The 19,782-nt window shown below is 43.1% G+C and carries 14 protein-coding genes; 8 read left to right on the top strand and 6 right to left on the bottom strand.

What is annotated here, in order from left to right:
* Positions 1-204 precede the first annotated feature (204 nt).
* The gene (locus tag A1QO_RS12945) at positions 205-2,148 is read left to right on the top strand and encodes an AsmA family protein (RefSeq protein WP_017039480.1); all 1,944 of its coding nucleotides are present in this window, start codon (positions 205-207) and stop codon (positions 2,146-2,148) included.
* A gap of 46 nt (positions 2,149-2,194) precedes the next feature.
* Here the strand turns inward: A1QO_RS12945 and A1QO_RS12940 are convergent, their stop codons facing one another.
* The 3 genes from A1QO_RS12940 to A1QO_RS12930 form a co-directional block, all read right to left on the bottom strand.
* A complete protein-coding gene (locus A1QO_RS12940; RefSeq protein ID WP_017039479.1) occupies positions 2,195-3,112 on the bottom strand; it encodes a bifunctional GNAT family N-acetyltransferase/hotdog fold thioesterase in 918 nt (305 codons plus the stop codon).
* Positions 3,113-3,179: 67 nt separating this feature from the next.
* On the bottom strand, positions 3,180-3,614 hold the full coding sequence (gene dtd / locus A1QO_RS12935) for a D-aminoacyl-tRNA deacylase (RefSeq protein ID WP_017036275.1): 435 nt from the start codon (positions 3,612-3,614) through the stop codon (positions 3,180-3,182).
* Complete coding sequence (locus A1QO_RS12930; protein ID WP_240492227.1) at positions 3,568-4,440, bottom strand: virulence factor BrkB family protein; 873 nt, start codon at positions 4,438-4,440, stop codon at positions 3,568-3,570. Before A1QO_RS12930 ends, dtd begins: the two co-directional genes overlap by 47 nt.
* Positions 4,441-4,803: 363 nt before the next feature.
* On the opposite strand from A1QO_RS12930, the gene A1QO_RS12925 reads away from it, so the two are divergent.
* Positions 4,804-5,445: a DUF2959 domain-containing protein gene (locus A1QO_RS12925; protein ID WP_017039478.1), complete on the top strand. Its 642-nt coding sequence runs from the start codon at positions 4,804-4,806 to the stop codon at positions 5,443-5,445.
* Here the strand turns inward: A1QO_RS12925 and A1QO_RS12920 are convergent.
* Positions 5,432-5,986 (bottom strand): AAA family ATPase, encoded by a 555-nt coding sequence (locus A1QO_RS12920; protein ID WP_017037155.1) that lies wholly within the window; start codon positions 5,984-5,986, stop codon positions 5,432-5,434. The genes A1QO_RS12925 and A1QO_RS12920 overlap by 14 nt on opposite strands.
* 93 nt (positions 5,987-6,079) lie before the next feature.
* Positions 6,080-7,912, bottom strand: coding sequence for a translational GTPase TypA (gene typA, locus A1QO_RS12915; protein WP_017036271.1), 1,833 nt, complete (start codon positions 7,910-7,912; stop codon positions 6,080-6,082).
* A 536-nt stretch (positions 7,913-8,448) separates the two neighbouring features.
* On the opposite strand from typA, the gene glnA reads away from it, so the two are divergent.
* The 6 genes from glnA to add all read left to right on the top strand — a co-directional run bounded on the left by glnA (position 8,449) and on the right by add (position 16,993).
* A complete protein-coding gene (glnA, locus tag A1QO_RS12910; protein WP_017036270.1) occupies positions 8,449-9,858 on the top strand; it encodes a glutamate--ammonia ligase in 1,410 nt (469 codons plus the stop codon).
* 197 nt (positions 9,859-10,055) lie between these two features.
* Positions 10,056-10,598 (top strand): DUF4124 domain-containing protein, encoded by a 543-nt coding sequence (locus tag A1QO_RS12905; protein WP_017037157.1) that lies wholly within the window; start codon positions 10,056-10,058, stop codon positions 10,596-10,598.
* A gap of 131 nt (positions 10,599-10,729) precedes the next feature.
* On the top strand, positions 10,730-11,782 hold the full coding sequence (glnL, locus tag A1QO_RS12900) for a nitrogen regulation protein NR(II) (RefSeq protein WP_017037158.1): 1,053 nt from the start codon (positions 10,730-10,732) through the stop codon (positions 11,780-11,782).
* 43 nt (positions 11,783-11,825) lie between these two features.
* The gene (glnG, locus tag A1QO_RS12895; protein ID WP_017037159.1) at positions 11,826-13,229 is read left to right on the top strand and encodes a nitrogen regulation protein NR(I); all 1,404 of its coding nucleotides are present in this window, start codon (positions 11,826-11,828) and stop codon (positions 13,227-13,229) included.
* 123 nt (positions 13,230-13,352) lie between these two features.
* Complete coding sequence (locus tag A1QO_RS12890) at positions 13,353-15,887, top strand: EAL domain-containing protein (protein WP_017040892.1); 2,535 nt, start codon at positions 13,353-13,355, stop codon at positions 15,885-15,887.
* A gap of 104 nt (positions 15,888-15,991) precedes the next feature.
* Positions 15,992-16,993: an adenosine deaminase gene (add, locus tag A1QO_RS12885; protein WP_017039476.1), complete on the top strand. Its 1,002-nt coding sequence runs from the start codon at positions 15,992-15,994 to the stop codon at positions 16,991-16,993.
* 225 nt (positions 16,994-17,218) lie between these two features.
* On the opposite strand, the gene A1QO_RS12880 is transcribed toward add, so the two are convergent.
* Positions 17,219-19,351: a sensor domain-containing diguanylate cyclase gene (locus A1QO_RS12880; RefSeq protein WP_017039475.1), complete on the bottom strand. Its 2,133-nt coding sequence runs from the start codon at positions 19,349-19,351 to the stop codon at positions 17,219-17,221.
* Between the last annotated feature and the right edge of the window lie 431 nt (positions 19,352-19,782).

Raw genomic sequence — 19,782 nt, 5'->3', positions numbered from 1 at the left:
ACCTAAGGGTCTACATTAGATAAGATCAGTGATAACGTGTTTTAAAACTTATCTTGAAAACTTAGCGTTGTTTTGAAACTTATTTTTGAAACTTAGTTACAAGCCCCTAAATTTAGGGGCTTTTCTATTGAAGCTAACACCGTTTTGTACCAATCTATAGACAATATAAATGATACTTGTTATTCAAACTGGATTAGGCCTCTCATGAAAAAGCTATTGGTTCTCTCGCTAATCCTCATTTCTTTCGTCATTTTTTTTATTGCATCTGTGTTTATTCTCTCTCAAACACACTACGCCACCAGCGCTACGAATTATTTATCCCATCAGTTTTTAGAGGATCGAATTCACGTTGAAAAATTCACTTATAACCCGCCGTTTCACTTCTCTTTAGAAGGCGTCAGTTATCAACACCAGCAACAGAATCAACAGCAGCAGAACATCACTTATATCCCTAGAATGGATATTTGGTTCAATCGAACACCCTATCAACAAAAGAAATGGGTAGTAGATAGCGTTCTTATTGATGGATTAAGCCTCCAGGCACTTCAACCTTCATTTGATTGGCAAAAGCACCTGACGGTGCACCAAATTGCCCTGAATAATTTTGATGTTTCCTCCCAAGATATCATTGCTCGTGGGGTCAATGTTCAGGTCAAAAATCCGCGTTGGGCAGAAAGCAATCAAACGATACCGTTCGGTGTCATCCAATTCAGTACCGATCAGCTCTACTATCAAGGTGAAGCGTTCAATGACCTTTTAATTGACCTCGACTACAAGCCCAAGGACAGTACGATTTTTGGGGCTTCATTTGAGTGGCGTCATGCTGAAGTGTCAGGGCAAGCAGAGCAATTTGATCATGGCTGGTCATTAATTAACGTCACCATCAATAAATTGAGTCTGTCAGAACACGATAAACTGCCATCGCTGTACACCGATTTCAGCCCCATCATTAACAAAATCAGTCATATCAATAGCCTTGATATACTAAACAGCCATTTTGAATTCGAAACATTTCAAGCAGTTAACCTAGATGCATCCATCGAAAATGTATCGCTATTCACATCGAGCTCAGATTCATCCCCTATTTGGCAACAAGAAAACGCCTACCTTTCGTTTAATGCAGAAAGTATGAGTTACTCAGATCAATGGCTCATCTCACCGATAGCAAAATTACAGTTTCAGCCGAACAAACTCACGATTTCTGAGTTTGATAGTGACTTTCTACAAGGTCGGCTTCAACTGTCTGGGCACCTATCTCCAACGACAACGAAGCTGGATTGGCTAAAAGCATCTGGGCTGAAATTGACCGAAAATACCGCAAAGAGCTTATCGATACTCTCTGCATATTTTTCACAGCAAGACGCCGTAACCATTAAGCAACTTGATATTGCACGCAGTCAGATCATTCAAATAGAACATGCACCTTTTTGGCAGATATCAGGCGCCAATATTTCTGGTCGCAACCTAGAACTTAAACGTAATAATATGGTCGGGTTATGGCGTGGGGAGCTGGAAATGTCGGCTAATAGCCTGAGTTATGACGATACCGTCGCAACTCAAGCAATGTTAAATAGCAATGCTGACAACGGCTCATGGCAATTGGAACGTTTATTCATTCCATTAGAAAGCGGTTATTTCGAAGCATCAGGGTTTAGAGAACTTAACAGCCTCAGCCAACCTTGGCAGTTGATCGCGCATGGCGATGGGCTCCCACTCAAGCTATTGAATAAAATCGTCCCTTTACCTATTGATCTCGATGGTCAAGTTGAACTCGAACTGAATAGCCATGGGCTATCGGGGAACCGTGATATGTTTGAACACTCGTTGACCGGCACGCTTAAAACCAGTGTTCGTGAGGGCGTCTTAATGTTTACGTCTACACCCACCAACCCTGATAACGGCGCAAAAAATCAAACCCTTATTCAACCATTTACCGTGAGCAATCTTTGGGTTCAAGCGGATAGGGGAAGAGTGTCGATTAGCGAGACAGAAATTAAAGGCACGGATATGACGGGGATGATACAAGGCAACATTGATTTAGTGAAACCGACACTGGGAAATATCGGGCTTTCGATTGAACAAGCTTGCCAACAACTGAATGTTGACCTGCTCAACGGCACTGTGACATCCGATCACCAGTGCCCTTAAGCCAACAGTGTCCTTAAGCCAACAGCGCCCTCAAACCGATAACGAATTACACCGATAGTTCTGATTTATAATTCGGCATTAACATGTAGGTGCCAATGAATTCCACCGCGGCTTTATCTCCGCTATAAATCGTCACATTGATGACAATTCTTGCTTTTCGTCCAGAAGCGAGTCTATCCAAGTCGCCACTGATGCCGTCTAGAGATGTGCTAGCAACCGGATTGAATTCAACCGGATGGCGATAACGAATTCGGCTGTCTGCGAGAACAATATCCCCCTGTAATCCGCGCTCTTTGAGTAGTAACCACGTCATACCCCATCCCGTTAAGGTGGCCAAGGTAAATGCAGAACCGGCGAACATGGTGTTATGTGGATTTAGGTTCGGGTTAAGCTGAGCACTGCACTCAAATTGATACCCTGTGTATTGATTGATTTTGATGCCCATTTTGTCGCTGATCGGGATCTGATTTTCCCAACGGTCTTGCAACTCAGCGCACCATTCTGGTTTTCTTAGAACATTAGCCATGGGATCGAGCGGTTTGACCATTTGCTGATGACGCATTGGGCCACGTTGATCGTTCAACTCACCACGGCGTTCGAAATGGTTCTTCTCATAAAATGCGATGGCGTCTTCTCGCGCATTACACACGAGTCGCTTCACCCCTTCCTGGCGCGCTAACGACTCCAGAGCCACCAACAACAACGAACCCATACCCTTGCTGCGACGATTGCTTTTCACCGCCATATAGCGCACTTGGCCTTCGTCATCAGGGGTGATATGAAGGCGTCCAATCGCAATGGGTCTACCTCTACCATCAACAATCATACGGTGATGGCTAGTCGAATCATATTCATCACGCTCAGAACCGAGTGGCATTTGCCACGGCTCACGCAACATCTGCCAGCGAAAGTGATAATACTTATTAAGCTGGTTATCTGTTTGGGGGGTAATCAGTTTGAACATTAAATGCTTCCTAGCCTGTCTGTTTGTGCTTGTTGTTCGTCCTTGTATCGGTATCAGTAATTAATCACTATACCTGTAACCAAAACGTCACAGGACCATCATTCACCAATGACACTTTCATGTCGGCAGCAAATTGGCCACGTTCTGTTGGCAATACCGTTGCGCACGTATCTGAAAAATAGTCGTATAAACGCTCAGCATCACTTGGGTGAGCGCCTCGAGAAAAGCCAGCCCTTGTGCCTTTTTTGGTATCGGCAGGCAACGTAAACTGAGAAACCACCAGCACTTTACCTCCGACCTGCTGAACGTTGAGGTTCATTTTTCCTTCGTCGTCACCAAAGACTCGATAGGTCGTGACTCGTTCCACCAGGCGTTTCGCCTTCGCTTCATCATCGTCTTTCTCAACACCCAATAACACCAGCAGGCCGTGGTCGATTTCTCCAACGACTTCACCGTCAACTTTGACGGCCGCCTCGCTTACTCTCTGAATCAGCGCAATCACTCTTATTATCCTCTTCGCTCTCTTCCATTTTAGCGCTTGATTGTAGCACTTCTGAGGTACCTGACCACAGGGCTTGTTCACCCAAAGCAGCCGTTATTTCCGCCCCAATCAAGACAATCAACCAGCACAAATACACCCAAACAAAGAGAATCGGAATCGCCGCTAATGCGCCGTAAATCAATTGATAAGAAGGAAAGTGAGTGATGTAAGCAGCAAATCCCTTCTTGCTCAGTTCAAACAGTATAGCAGCGGTTATCGCACCCACCATGGCGTCCGTCAAACGCACTTTTTTATTAGGGACAAGCAGATACAAAACAATAAAAGCAAAGAATGACAATAAAAACGGTAGCCATCGCAGCAGCATATTGTAGATACCACTGATGGCTTCACTATCAATGATCTTTAGAGAGGTGATGTACGAGGTCGCAGCAATACTTGTTCCTACTAAAATGGGCCCGAGAGTTAAGACCATCCAATACATCGAAAATGAAAACACCGGACGGCGCTTTTCTGTTACTCGCCAGATAAAATTCAAGTTCTTATCAATGTTTGAAATCAGCATCAGCGCTGCGACAAACAAAAATGCACCACCAACCGCAGTCATCTTTCCGGTGTTAGCAATAAACTCCACCAATGCTCCCTTAACTGCATCACCTGCAGCCGGGACAAAATGAGTAATAACAAAATCTTGTATGACATCACCCGAGCTTGAAAACAGGGAGAAAGAAGATAACACGGAAAGCAATACGGTCAGCATTGGTACAATAGACAGGAGGGTAATGTAAGTCAGGTATCCAGCATTTACATTGATTCTATCGTGGTTCATTCGCACTAGCAGGTAGCGAAGGAAATTCAGAAAGTTATGTCCTATTGCTTTTAAATCCACGACATCTGTCCTTAGTACACCGGGTTAAACAGTAGTTAGGCCATTTGTCATCGCGATCATCGTTCTCTTTACGACTGAAAGAGATCGGATACACATCAAAGTCATACCTGATTTTTCGACGGCTTACTGTGTTTTTTTTACAGTACTTAATGTTACAGGCTTTTTTATTACCGAGCGACAAATAGATTTTCATCTCAAAATATGACCTTTATTCTTACACATAGTTCGACAAGATCAGACTACTGGCTTTATTTTCTTAAGTGGGGTACAACTCTTAGACTTACCATTAAAAAGGAAATTTGGATGCCTTATTTAATTATTCTATTGGTTTCAGTCTTCACGTTAAGTGGCTGCCAGTCCACCTATTATTCTGCGATGGAGCAAGTGGGCTACCACAAACGTGACATAATGGTTGAACGTGTTGAAGACGCAAAAGAAGCCCAGCAGGAAGCTCAGCAAGAGTTCACTAGCGCACTTGAAGCTATTTCCGCTTTCACTCAATTTGATGGAGGTGAATTAGAAAAGGTGTACAACGAAATTAATGACAAGTATCAAGAGAGTGAGAACGCTGCACAGGACGTTTCTGACCGCATCGCAGCAATAGAAGATGTCTCTGATGCTCTGTTTGAGGAGTGGCAGCAAGAACTTGACCTATATACCAGCGATAAACTTCGCCGTTCGAGCCAACAAAAACTCCGTGAAACGAAAACATCTTACAACAGCATGCTGTCTGCGATGAAGCAAGCTGAGAAGAAAATGACGCCAGTACTCAATACACTCAGAGACAATACGCTGTATTTAAAGCATAACCTTAATGCAAGCGCAGTCGGCTCACTTCAGGGGGAGTTTATGAGTTTAGAAAAAGATATTGGGTACGCAATTCAACAGATGAACGCCGCTATTGAAGAATCTGATCGATTTCTTAATCAACTTAATCCGCAGTAAGAACAACTTTTAGGGCTGTTTTTACTTGATTTTCAATAAATTCAGCTCTATCACGGATCTCTCCCCAAGGTACCTGGATCACGTCAAAGCCCAATTCTAAATAGGTACTCAATAACTGTTCATGTATCTCTACCGCCTCTTCAAAAGGGTGCGGTCTTACGGCGTCTTGAGCGTAGATCGACCACTCTGGCTGACAAAGAAATGCAATAGGCTGATAACCGTCACATCCTGTCATGTACCGCTGCTCAATGGGTAACTTGCCTTGCTTCAGATACGCGCAAATATCCGGAATAGCTCTGTCCATAAATGCGATGCGTCGACTTTTCTGCGCCGCTTGCTTTTGCTCGGTCATCAACGCCAAACACAGCTCAGCAAAAGCGCTAAGATTCGTCCACGGTAAAATACCGTTATCGGAACAACTCTGCTGCTCGATTAACGTCCGTGAAGCTTCTGTCGTTGTGCAGTAGCCCATACTCGCTAAACACTCAATGATACTCGTCTTGCCCGCCCCTGGGCCTCCAGAAATAATAAAAGGCTTCATCGGTCTTTGTATTCCATTTCGACTCATCTCACAGAGACAAAAAAGGGTGAGAAGATAACTTCTCACCCTTTTGATATATCGCTAATTCAGTGATTACGCTTTTGCAGGACGCGCCGCACGTTTACGTTCGTTTTCAGTAAGAAGTTTCTTACGAATACGAATGTTTTCAGGCGTTACTTCTACCAGTTCATCTTCATCGATAAACTCAAGCGCTTGCTCTAGTGTGTGCTTGATCGGTGGAGAAAGAACCTGTGCTTCATCGGTACCTGATGCACGTACGTTGGTTAGCTGCTTACCTTTCAGACAGTTTACAGTTAAGTCATTTGAACGGTTGTGAATACCGATGATTTGACCTTCGTAAACTTCATCCGCGTGCTCTGCAAATAGACGACCACGAGCTTGAAGGAAGAACAGTGCGTAAGTCAACGCTTTACCAGTTGCGTTCGATACTAGAACACCGTTATTACGCTGACCAATCACACCACCTTTGTGTGGACCGTAGTGATCGTATGAGTGGTAAATAAGACCAGAACCAGACGTCATTGTTAGGAATTCAGTTTGGAAACCGATAAGACCACGAGAAGGCATCATGAAGTCCATACGTACACGGCCTTTGCCATCAGGAGCCATATCAGTTAGCTCACCTTTACGTAGACCAATGCTTTCCATGATCGCGCCTTGGTGCTCTTCAAGAACATCGATGGTCACCGTTTCAAACGGTTCCATTAGCTGGCCATTTTCTTCACGAATGATAACTTCTGGACGAGATACGGCTAGCTCGAAACCTTCACGACGCATGTTTTCAATCAGGATAGATAGGTGAAGCTCACCACGGCCTGATACGCGGAAACGGTCTGGGCTGTCTGTTTCTTCAACGCGAAGTGCAACGTTATGAACTAATTCTTTCTCAAGACGCTCAAGGATATTACGTGAAGTAACATACTTACCTTCTTTACCCGCGAATGGCGAAGTGTTTACTTGGAAAGTCATGGTCACTGTTGGCTCATCAACAGACAATGCTTCCATCGCTTCAACATTGTTCACATCACAAATTGTGTCTGAGATTTTAAGCTCGCCAAGACCTGTGATTGCAATGATATCGCCCGCATTGGCTTGTTCTACTTCGTGACGGTCAAGACCTAGGTAACCTAGAACCGTACCGACTTTACCGTTACGTTTTTGGCCTTCAGCATTCACGATGGTGACTTGCTGGTTTGGCTTAACGCTACCGCGCGTGACACGACAAACACCGATAACGCCGACGTAAGAGCTGTAATCAAGTTGAGATACTTGCATTTGTAGTGGGCCTTCAAGATCAACTTGAGGCGCTTCTACTGTGTCTACAACCGCTTGGAACAATGGTTCCATGTCTTCGCCAACAACACCTTCTTCCATTGTTGCCCAGCCATTAAGTGCTGATGCGTACACAGTGGTGAAATCTAGCTGTTCATCGGTTGCACCTAGGTTATCAAATAGGTCAAAGATTTGATCCATAACCCAGTCAGGACGAGCGCCTGGGCGGTCAATCTTGTTAATAACCACGATTGGCTTAAGACCGTGTGCGAATGCTTTTTGTGTGACGAAACGAGTTTGAGGCATTGGGCCATCAACCGCGTCAACAATCAGTAGAACGGAATCTACCATTGACATAATACGCTCAACTTCGCCACCGAAGTCCGCGTGTCCAGGAGTATCTACGATGTTGATGCGGTAGTCATTCCAGTTAATTGCTGTGTTCTTAGCAAGAATGGTAATGCCACGCTCTTTTTCGATGTCGTTCGAGTCCATGACTCGCTCTTCAGCTTCACCGCGAGACTCTAGCGTACCTGACTGCTGTAGCAATTTATCAACCAGTGTTGTTTTGCCGTGGTCAACGTGCGCGATGATCGCGATATTTCTTAACTTATCAATCTGTGGAGTAGCCATGGAATATGATTCACTTATAAAAGAAGCAACCCTCTTAAATCGTATATTTAATGAGCATTGCTTTATTTGATTAAAAAAACGTCCGTAATGTACCAGATTCTGGAGAAAATCCTAGAAATATGTGATCTATCTCAGCGATTTATTCTTCTTTAATACTAGATGACGAGTTGATTTGGGACAAACTCAACTCAGGTATCCATTATTGTCATTGACATATCAGGCAATTATTGGCTGAATAACCTCTGTTGTTTGATTCATATTGGTGCATGAACTTTATCTTGCACCAAATAAGTGCCGTCACGGATCATTTTGGTGCAATTTTTTTATTGCCCACCAACAAAAATCACATAATGCATTGAAATTAATGGATTAATTTTTTTGGCACGATTATCGCTTTATAGAAAATAGCATCGGTTAATACAATTGAAATGAAATTAATCAATGCTGGGTTTCTTACTTTTATATCGGTTTTTACTGACATAAAAGAACAACGAATCGAGCTAATACCGCTTTAATAACACTGGAGGTTATCCAAGATGTCAGTAGAAAATGTCCTATCGCTGATCCAAGAAAACGAAGTTAAGTTTGTTGATTTACGCTTTACCGATACAAAAGGTAAAGAGCAGCATATTTCCTTACCTTCTCACCAAGTTGATGCAGACTTCTTTGAAGAAGGCAAGATGTTCGACGGTTCTTCAGTTGCTGGTTGGAAAGGTATCAACGAATCAGACATGGTCATGATGCCTGACGCATCAAGTGCTGTTCTTGACCCATTCACAGAAGATTCAACACTGAATATTCGTTGTGATATTTTAGAGCCTGCAACAATGCAAGGCTACGATCGTGACCCACGTTCAATCGCTAAGCGCTCTGAAGAGTACTTGCGCTCAACAGGCATCGCAGACACCGTTCTTGTCGGTCCTGAACCAGAATTCTTCTTATTTGATGATGTGAAATTCAACACTGACATGTCAGGTTCTTTCTTCAAGATTGACGACATCGAAGCGGCTTGGAACTCTGGTTCTGATATCGATGGTGGTAACAAAGGTCACCGTCCTGGTGTGAAAGGCGGTTATTTCCCAGTAGCTCCTGTTGATTCATCTCAAGACATCCGTTCTGCTATGTGTCTAATTATGGAAGAGATGGGCCTTGTTGTTGAAGCGCACCACCATGAAGTTGCAACAGCGGGTCAAAACGAAATCGCAACTCGATTCAACACGCTGACAGCAAAAGCCGATGAGACTCAAATCTACAAGTACGTTGTGCACAACGTAGCACATGCGTTTGGCAAAACAGCAACGTTTATGCCTAAGCCATTAGTTGGTGATAACGGTTCTGGTATGCACGTACACCAATCTTTAGCAAAAGACGGTGTGAACCTGTTTGCTGGTGATAAGTACGGCGGCCTTTCTGACCTAGCCATTTACTACATTGGCGGTATCATCAAACACGCTCGTGCAATCAACGCATTTGCTAACCCATCAACTAACTCGTACAAGCGTCTTGTACCTGGCTTCGAAGCACCTGTAATGCTTGCATACTCTGCACGTAACCGTTCTGCTTCTATCCGTATCCCAGTGGTACCAAGCCCGAAAGCACGCCGTATCGAGCTACGTTTTGGTGACCCAGCAGCGAACCCTTACCTATGTTACTCAGCAATGCTGATGGCAGGTCTTGACGGAATTAAGAACAAGATCCACCCTGGCGAAGCAATGGACAAAGATTTGTACGACTTACCAGCAGAAGAAGCAGCAGAAATCCCAACGGTTGCAGAATCTCTAGAAGTCGCACTAAAAGCGCTTGATAGCGATCGTGAATTCCTGACGGCTGGTGGTGTATTCTCTGATGACTTTATCGATTCTTACATCGAACTTAAGTCTAAAGATGTTGAGCTGATTAACATGACAACTCACCCACTAGAGTTTGAACTTTACTACTCAGTATAACCTCAATTCGACATTCACACCGTCGTGTGTAATTCGTGATTGAAGTTACTATTTTATTAGGCTCACCTCTCAGGTGAGCCTTTTGTTTATTTGCCCCTTCGTCCTTCAGCTTTATCCTACTCTCTGACTGCCTCCCAAAGCACTTCCAACGAAAAAAGCCCATTCAATCAGTGGATTATGTGAAGGAAAAATGAGTGATGAAGCCCTATATTCTGTTTTTTATAACACTGCTTTTTCCTGTGTTCAGCTACACGCAAACCATCTACACATGGGAGGATGACCAAGGTGTTCTTCACTTAAGCGATTCTACTAACGGAAAAAAAGGTGGGAAAACAGTAAAAACCATTACACTGCCCGATCACTTCGCAGAAGCACCCGCCCCTTCCTTTGAGTCTCTTCCCAACAACGATCGGCCTAGCGAAGAGAAAGGGAAAGCCACCACTAAACCTGAGCCATTATCGCTCTCTTTTCAATCGCCACAACACGACCAAACCATCCGTAGTAATCAAGGCCATATCAACATCACAGCAAACTCGAATCGCAAGTTGTTAGTGGGTGAACATTTTCAACTGATCTTAAACAACGCCACTTATTCTGCCCCAAATACAACGGGAAAATGGCAGCTAAAAAACATCGATCGAGGCTCTCATACTATTTCAATTCAAGCCTTTAGAGACGGCAAGCTTATTGCATCATCTATGTCTATAACGGTGCATTTACATCGAGCCTCAGTAAAATAGTGATAAACACACAGCCATACGGCCTAACACACACGAATTTGGGTTTCTCTTTCTGATGCTATGCGCCATACTGGAATAGCCATGCACCATATTGGTGCGATGGTGATTTTCAGAGCAACAAGGATGATCCTGTGAGCGCAGAATTAAGCACCGCCATTTTAGATAATGTTGTAACAGCGACGTTGATGCTGGATGAATCTCTCATTGTGAGATATGCCAACCCTTCAGCGGAACAACTGTTTACGCAAAGTGCCAAACGCATCGTCGATCAACCTCTATCTAAACTCATTCAGCACGCCTCTTTAGATTTAGCCCTACTATCTCAACCGTTACAGAGTGGCCAAAGCATCACCGATAGCGATGTGACATTTGTTGTCGACGGTAAACCGCTAATGCTTGAAGTTACGGTTAGCCCTCTGTCATGGAAAAAGGAGCTGATGCTATTGGTTGAAATGCGAAAAATTGGCCAACAACGTCGTTTATCGCAAGAGCTTAATCAACATGCACAACAGCAAGCCGCTAAGTTATTGGTTCGAGGCTTAGCCCACGAAATAAAAAACCCTCTGGGTGGCCTACGTGGTGCCGCACAACTGCTGGAGCGAATGCTGCCTGATCCCAACTTGACGGAATACACTCAAATTATTATTGAGCAAGCGGATCGACTCAGAGCCTTGGTTGATCGACTTCTTGGTCCACAAAAACCCGGTAAGAAACGACCTGAAAATTTGCACTCGATTATAGAAAAAGCCCGCCAATTGGTGGAACTTGAATCCCAATACACCATTGCGATTGAACGCGATTACGATCCAAGCTTACCTGACATATTGGTCGATTCAGACCAGATAGAGCAAGCACTGCTTAATATTATCAGTAACGCTGCACAAATATTAACGGAGCACCAACAAGTGCACCCCACCATCACTATTCGCACCAGAACAGTGCACCAAGCGAATATTCATGGCCAAAGACACAAACTTTCCGCTCGAATTGAAATCATAGATAACGGGCCGGGTATTTCACCCGAATTACTCGACACTTTATTTTATCCAATGATCACCGGTCGGGAAGGAGGAACGGGCTTAGGCCTTTCGATATCTCAAAATTTAATCGATCAGCACAACGGGAAAATTGACGTTGAAAGCTGGCCAGGTAAAACCACATTTACCATTTATTTACCCATATAACTTTTAAATGCTTGCAACGGAATGTCTATGAGGAATACGCACTATGAGTAAAGGATACGTTTGGGTTGTCGATGACGATAGCTCCATTCGCTGGGTGATGGAGAAAACACTCTCATCAGCCAACATAAAATGCGAAACATTTTCCGATGCAGAAAGTGTCTTACTTGCCCTAGAGCGAGAAACACCGGATGTCCTTGTCTCTGATATTCGCATGCCAGGCATTGATGGCATCCAACTACTGGAACAAATTCACACTCGCTCACCAGAACTTCCTGTGATCATAATGACGGCTCACTCCGATCTTGATGCCGCCGTGAACGCTTATCAAAAAGGGGCGTTCGAGTACCTTCCCAAACCTTTCGACGTCGACGAAACACTCACGTTGGTTGAGCGAGCCATTGCTCACAATCAAGAGCAGCGTAAATCACAAAGTACTGAAGAAACCTCGTCGAGTGAAACGCCTGAAATCATTGGGGAAGCCCCTGCAATGCAAGAGGTGTTTCGCGCAATTGGTCGATTATCTCGCTCCTCCATCTCAGTTCTCATTAACGGAGAGTCAGGGACAGGTAAAGAGTTGGTTGCTCACGCTCTGCATCGACATAGCCCTAGAGCAAAAAAGCCCTTTATTGCATTAAACATGGCCGCGATTCCCAAAGACTTAATTGAATCTGAGCTATTTGGCCATGAAAAAGGCGCATTTACCGGAGCAAATAGTGTTAGGCAAGGTCGCTTTGAGCAAGCCAATGGAGGGACGCTATTTTTAGATGAAATCGGCGACATGCCACTCGATATTCAAACTCGACTTCTACGAGTATTGTCTGATGGGCAGTTTTATCGTGTCGGTGGGCATTCTGCCATTAAAGTGGATGTGCGAATTGTTGCTGCTACCCATCAAAACCTTGAAAGCCTGGTACATAAAGGGGAGTTTCGTGAAGATTTATTCCACCGTCTTAATGTCATTCGCATCCACATTCCAGCACTAAGAGAAAGACGACAAGACATCGAAAAACTGACCCTACACTTTTTGTCTTTGGCAGCCGATGAGTTAGAGGTTGACATGAAGACCCTCCATCCCAAAACGGTAGACGTGCTTAATCACCTTGATTGGCCGGGAAATGTCCGGCAGCTTGAAAATATTTGCCGCTGGTTAACCGTCATGGCCAGTGGCAATGAGATTCTTCCTAACGATCTTCCAGGCGAATTGATCGATGAAAAGCCATCACTCACCCTCGGTGAAGGCGACAACTGGCAAGGGTTACTTTCTTCCTGGGCCAAGAAAGCTCTGTCATCCGGTGAAACGGAACTGCTTTCATTCGCACAGCCAGAATTTGAACGAATTTTACTAGAGGCTGCACTTAATCATACCAATGGACACAAACAAGATGCTGCTAAGGTTCTAGGTTGGGGAAGAAATACACTGACGAGGAAGCTAAAAGAGCTATACTGATTGAATATATGGAAATTAAACGCGTTGATGAGACACCGACTAGTGTTGGTTTGTTCTTTGTGTGCCTCATTTTCACTCTTTTGAAGCAAATCAACGCGTAAATCAGATATTCGATGGAAGTTAATGACTCAAATAACACTAAGAACAGCGGTTGTTTTGCCTTTTATCCTCATCTTCTTGTTGACCATGGGCTGTATTATTGCGGTGCAAAAATACAGCTATGAAGAGATGGTTAACGAGGTTACGGATAAACACCTGACAGCGCTGACCACGAATGTAGTTCAAAAGCTTGATCACTATCTTGAAGAATCCTTTCAAGCCAATTTGTCCATCAGCTACAACATCGGGCAAAATAAGCTCTACCAAATGGGTAACCTTGAACTGATTGAAGACTATATCCGAAGTAGTTTTCACTCTCTTTATAAGCCTATTTCCCAAATTGGCGTTATTGGTTTTGGTAGCGAAGCCAGTGAATATATTGGCTTCAGAAAAGAAGCGGATGACACCTACACATTAATGCTTCAAGACAATCGTTCAAATGATAATCTGGTCATCTACCAAGGTGATACGATAAGCCATAACACCAGAGCTGTAATTGAAAACTACGATCCTAAAATCCGCCCGTGGTACACACCAGTATCGAGTCATTTTAAGCCCGTATGGTCATCAATCTATACCGATGCCGATGAAAGACAAACGATAACCATCTCAGCACTGGCCCCCGTTATAGACAATGACGAATTTATGGGCGTAGTTGCGACAGACATTAAACTCCATACTTTTAATGCGTTTTTAGCCGGACTTAAACAGCGTACCAAAGCGACCATTTATATCTTCGACAATGAACAGCAACTCATTACTCACTCAAGTGATAACAGTGTTGTATCCTGGGGAACCCCCATCACAGACAAAGGCGATCGTTTACTCGCCATTGAAAGTGCCAACCCTATCATTCAGTCCATGGCTGAATTTATTCGACCACTCGCTTTCCCAATACAATCTCGATTATATAAATTTGATTCCATCATCTCCGGTGAACGCTACTTTAGCCAAGTCACCCCCTATACCGATCAACATGGGCTTGAATGGTATATCGGCGTTTCCATTTCAGAACCAGATTTGCTAGGAGAATTACCCAATAACCAACGCCTGAGTTGGAGTCTTGGTATCTTCGTCAGTGTTATCGGTATCGCTCTAGGTTTCATCGCGTTTAACAAAATTACTCAACCACTGACGGCTACCGCACGAGCAGCCAGTGATCTTGCTGATGGCAATTGGCATAGTACCTTGCCTAAGCCAGGCCAGATCTACGAAATTAACCTTCTTGTCAACGCATTCAACGAAATGACCGACAACCTAAAAGTCTCCTTTGATGCTTTGCGCAATCAGTTGTTGTATGACTCACTCACCAAACTATACAGTCGTGAGGGGTTAATTGATTGTTGCGATAAATTACCAACTCTTAATGGTCACTTATTGATGATTGGGATAAATAGGTTTCGGAACATTAATGACAGTATTGGGCACAATCGAGCCGATGATCTACTCAAAGACATCTCACAACGTATCAAGCATGTTGCTAATAAGCGGGCATACCTTGCTCGTATTGGTGGTGATGAATTTGCGATTTACTTATCAGAGCAAATATCCGAGAGCGATATCAAACAGCTAGCGCTTCGGGTCCATCAAGCTTTTGCTTCACCGTTTATTATCGATGACCAAAATCTCATTATCAGTGTCTCTATTGGGATTGTCTCGGACAACGATAATCAGTCCTCCATGGGGAAATGGTTAAGAAATGGCAGTATCGCACTAAGCAACTCTAAACTCGAACCATCTAACATCAGCTACTACCGACCTGAAATGGCGGATATTTCTAAAAACAGAACAACAATGATGGCAAAAATAAAAACAGCGATTGAGAATAATGAATTCGTTGCCTTTTATCAGCCGATTATGGATCTCAACACAGGCGATGTGATTGGTGCTGAAGCTCTTGCCAGATGGATATCTCCTCAAGAAGGCCTGATCTCACCTCTGGACTTTATTCCTATCGCAGAAGAATATGGATTTATCTCCGAAATCGGTGAACAAATCCTGCGCCAAGCCTGTCGAGATACGATGCTCGGCGTAGAGCAAGGAAAATGGGGCGAAGATTTCCACATGCATGTCAACGTGTCGGCCAATCAACTTTCTCAGCAAGACTATATTGCCGGCTTAACCAAAATAATCGAAGATTCAGGCATTGATGCTCAATATCTTACCCTTGAAATCACCGAGTCTCGCATCGTTAGTGGTGATAAGTTAGTGTTAAATAACATGCAAGCCATTCAACAGTTGGGCTGTAAAATCGCTATTGATGATTTTGGAACGGGCTATAGCTCCCTCGCTTACTTACATGAGTTACCCTTTAACTGCATTAAAATCGACCGAACCTTCATTGATCAAATGAATATTGAGACTCTCGATAACTCTATTGTCTCAGCCATTATCAATATGACAAAAGGAATGAAGGTCAATATTGTCGCCGAAGGTATTGAAACCATTGAGCAGGTGCAGATGCTTAACTCCCTTCATTGCCCTCAAGGCCAAGGCTTTCTTTATAGCCGGCCTGTTCCTTTCACGGAGTGGCCAACACATTTAGTTAACATTAAATGACAAATAAGGGATTCAATGGTTTTACCCCACTTTTACTGCTGACAGTATAGTGATTGGTTTTTATACTTGGCATTGGCCTCCTAATAGCAATTGGAATGATTACAATGATTACAAAGAACATCCCTTTAACTGATCTACACCGTCATCTCGACGGCAATATTCGTACTCAGACCATATTAGACCTTGGGAAAAAGTTTGGCGTTTCTCTTCCTGCCTATGATATTGAAAGCCTAACGCCTCACGTACAGATCGTTGAAGCTGAACCATCACTGGTCGCTTTTCTATCAAAACTAGACTGGGGAGTTGCAGTATTGGGCGATCTTGACGCTTGTCGTCGTGTTGCTTACGAAAATGTTGAAGATGCCCTAAATGCACAAATTGATTACACTGAGCTGCGTTTTTCACCATACTACATGGCCATGAAACATAAACTACCTGTAGAGGGGGTCGTTGAAGCTGTCGTCGATGGTGTTAGAGCTGGCGTCCGTGATTTTGGTGTTCAAGCCAATATGATCGGTATTATGAGCCGCACATTTGGTATCGATGCCTGCCAGCAAGAACTTGATGCGATATTAACTCAAAAAGATCATATTGTTGCCGTCGACTTAGCTGGAGATGAACTGGGTCAACCCGGTGATCGCTTCATTAGTCATTTTAAACAAGTTCGTGATGCGGGCCTGAATGTCACTGTTCATGCAGGAGAAGCCGCAGGTGCAGAAAGCATGTGGCAAGCAATTCAAGAGCTTGGAGCGACTCGCATTGGACACGGCGTTAAAGCCATACATGATCCTAAATTAATGGATTACCTTGCAGAGCACCGCATTGGAATAGAGTCATGCTTAACATCTAACTTCCAAACAAGCACGGTAGAGTCTTTAACAAACCACCCAATTAAACAGTTCTTAGATCATGGCGTTTTGGCGTGTCTGAACACCGATGATCCGGCTGTAGAAGGTATTGAATTACCTTACGAATACGAAGTGGCTGCACCACAAGCAGGCCTAAACCAAGCTCAAATTAAACAGGCTCAACTTAATGGTTTGGATCTGGCATTTATCTCTGAACAAGAAAAACAAGCGCTGAAAGATAAAGTCAATCAGCGTTAAAGTCGATTTAAAGCACTAAACAACTAAACAACTAAACAGCACAATACTAGAAATACCAAAAAGCCTCTTTTCCATCTCTCTTTCGAAGAACCATGTGAATCAGAGGCTTTTTTAATTATGTAGGGTGACCAACCCTTATCAAAAGTGCAGGATCGCAACTCATCTACCACGCCCCTACTCTTCTCTGCATTTATGAGTACTTAGAATAGAGCTATGAGTCATTTTTTACTTAATTATTTTACTCATACAGCAGTTCTTACCTTGCTCTTTAGCCTGATAAAGTGCGTCGTCAGCTTGTGCAAAGAAACCTTCTTGAACTTTTTCACAATTGGGGATAGTGGATACTAAACCAATAGACAACGTCACTGATTTATATTTCTCTTCCAAGATGTCACGAAAACATTTGCGTAATTTATCTACATGAGCAAACGCTGCATCCGGAGTAAAATCGACGAGCAGGATAGCAAATTCGTCACCGCCAAACCGAAAAACCGTTTCTGAAGGTCGATGGAAAAATATCTGTAAGTACTTTGACAATAACTGCAGAAGCTCATCACCGGCTTGATGACCATAAGTGTCATTCACCATTTTAAAACCATCTAAATCCATAACAGCTAAAGATAAGTAACCTTTAGATTGCCACTGAGCTTGCCATAGTTTGATCAATACCTCTTCATAAGCTCGCCGATTTTTAAGCATGGTCAACATATCTTGTTGCGCAATGTTGCTTAATTTTTTATTGGCGATTTCAAGCTCATGAGTTCGCTCTGCGATTCGTTTCTCTAATAAATTATTGGCTTCAATCAACGATTCTTGACTGCTTATGCGCATCACCATTTCACCGACATTATTAAAAAACAGCTGTAGCAGTTGTTTTCGTTGACTGGTTAATACTCGCTTATGCAACAAGTTATCAGCAAAGACACAAACGGTGTTCACATCATTAATACGAACTAAAATACACGCATTCCAACCTTTTCCTACCACCTTGCTGTCGTAATATAGAGGTGTGTCATCAAGCACAAATAGCTGGTTTGGTGTCTCTTGTGCCAGTAGGTTGAGTTCGCTTTCTGGCATAGCTAAAATAATATGCGATTCGTCCTGAATTTTGCCTTCGGCATCAACACCAAAAGTACCTTGTATCTGACTTATATCACCATCAGTAGGGAGGAAAATGCCAACCCTATCAATATCTAACTGTTCGACCGCGAATTGCACCGCATGACGGCATAGATCGTGTCTGTTTTCCGCCCGAGACATAAAACTCAATGCTTTACCTAGCATTCTTATCTGAGAATTATGACGAATTTCCACAAGAAAACGGGCGATAGTTTTACCAAAAATATTAAACGCTTCATTTAAATTTACATCGAATGGTTGTTTGCTCCAGAGATTGTCCATGGCAAACCAGCCTAATGCTTCTTGTTCATTTCGAAGCACCACCATACCATTCCAACCTATACCAATAGGTTGATCGATATAATAGAGCGTTACATCATTTTCTACATGAAGCACCTTTTCAGGATCGGTAAGTACCGCAGAGAAAGGGGATGATAAATGTGAAAATTTATACACATCTTGGCTTTCATCGCGATATTTTCCATCTGGGTCAATACCATACACACCACGGTATTCGTTTTCTTTTATATCAATAACAAACGCGCCAGCTCTGTCGATCCCTAACCGTTCATGCAAAATCTGAATGCTTTGTTGTAATAACTGATATTCATCACGACAAGCCGCCAGTTCAGCCAGAGCAGTAGCGACAATCTCCATCGCCTGATTTTTCCTTGTTTCACCCTTAAGCTGATTTAGTATGATGTCGTACTGCGTATCAATAAGATTCCGATCGTTTTGTGACGACATCTCTGATAGTCGTTGCTGCCAGATATTTTGCAGTATCAACGCAAACATTGGTAAATCTTGTGGCTCTTTTCGCCATTCACTGTCGGGATGATAAACAACAACCAGTGCGAAATGTCCTTGATTATCGAAACTTAACGTACAAATGTCGTAAGCGCGTTCCTTTTTTTGGCTCAACATCCTTTTTTGATTTAGCATACTTAAGGGCACGGTTAACATGCCTTTTTTCTTGTTAATTGAAGTGGCTAAATGGAAAAACGAATCGAGTTGTTCACCCAGTAGATCCTGGGTTAAGGTTTCACCGTCATAAGAAAAATTCAATTTATTATTCGATAAGTCACAAACCTGTACGCCCTCAACAGGCAAAGTTTGCTTTAAAAGAACGGATAAACTGCATGCCAGCTCATTGATGCTCTCATCCTGCTTGCCAAATTCTAATAACGACACCGCAGCATGATACAAAGCAGTAGTATGTAAAATAGAGGGTTCTGTCATTAGCGCACTATTGAATAATAAATATGTATGGGTTAATTATCATACATATTTATCAATATATCCAAAAACTAACCCTCATAACTTGATCGCTGCAATTAACATTCAATGCTGGTCAGGTATCACGTTGTCAGTGTCTTTATCTATTAGGTCTAAACTTGGGATATGAACAATCTATTAAAAACGGGCCTTTATACTTCATACCAAGATGAAGTCACTATTTAGGGAGACAACGTTTTAAAAAGGTAGATTTATACCAAAAACGCAAGGTGAGCCACTCTAAGGTAAGTATTAGGTGTGGAATGAATAAGACTCTGAAAATCGTGCTTCACGAAAACTCCTTTAAGAGCCTTTATTAGATCACGTAATTAATGGGGTTGGGATTAGTGGAATTGGCATTACTTTAAACGTAAAAAAGCCCAAGTCTTTCGACT

Origin of the sequence: Vibrio genomosp. F10 str. ZF-129, from assembly GCF_000287055.2 — a bacterium.
GTDB lineage: Bacteria > Pseudomonadota > Gammaproteobacteria > Enterobacterales > Vibrionaceae > Vibrio.
Note: the sequence above shows the minus strand (reverse complement) of the source record. Positions and strands in the feature narration are given on the sequence as shown.

Excerpts from the sequence above, each read along its gene's own strand:
- glnA (WP_017036270.1), top strand. The coding sequence starts at position 8,449 with ATGTCAGTAGAAAATGTCCTATCGCTGATCCAAGAAAACGAAGTTAAG.
- A1QO_RS12925 (WP_017039478.1), top strand. The coding sequence starts at position 4,804 with ATGCCTTATTTAATTATTCTATTGGTTTCAGTCTTCACGTTAAGTGGC.
- A1QO_RS12930 (WP_240492227.1), bottom strand. The coding sequence starts at position 4,440 with ATGAACCACGATAGAATCAATGTAAATGCTGGATACCTGACTTACATT.
- A1QO_RS12940 (WP_017039479.1), bottom strand. The coding sequence starts at position 3,112 with ATGTTCAAACTGATTACCCCCCAAACAGATAACCAGCTTAATAAGTAT.
- add (WP_017039476.1), top strand. The coding sequence starts at position 15,992 with ATGATTACAAAGAACATCCCTTTAACTGATCTACACCGTCATCTCGAC.
- A1QO_RS12890 (WP_017040892.1), top strand. The coding sequence starts at position 13,353 with ATGACTCAAATAACACTAAGAACAGCGGTTGTTTTGCCTTTTATCCTC.
- A1QO_RS12880 (WP_017039475.1), bottom strand. The coding sequence starts at position 19,351 with ATGACAGAACCCTCTATTTTACATACTACTGCTTTGTATCATGCTGCG.
- A1QO_RS12920 (WP_017037155.1), bottom strand. The coding sequence starts at position 5,986 with ATGAAGCCTTTTATTATTTCTGGAGGCCCAGGGGCGGGCAAGACGAGT.
- glnG (WP_017037159.1), top strand. The coding sequence starts at position 11,826 with ATGAGTAAAGGATACGTTTGGGTTGTCGATGACGATAGCTCCATTCGC.
- A1QO_RS12945 (WP_017039480.1), top strand. The coding sequence starts at position 205 with ATGAAAAAGCTATTGGTTCTCTCGCTAATCCTCATTTCTTTCGTCATT.
- A1QO_RS12905 (WP_017037157.1), top strand. The coding sequence starts at position 10,056 with ATGAAGCCCTATATTCTGTTTTTTATAACACTGCTTTTTCCTGTGTTC.
- typA (WP_017036271.1), bottom strand. The coding sequence starts at position 7,912 with ATGGCTACTCCACAGATTGATAAGTTAAGAAATATCGCGATCATCGCG.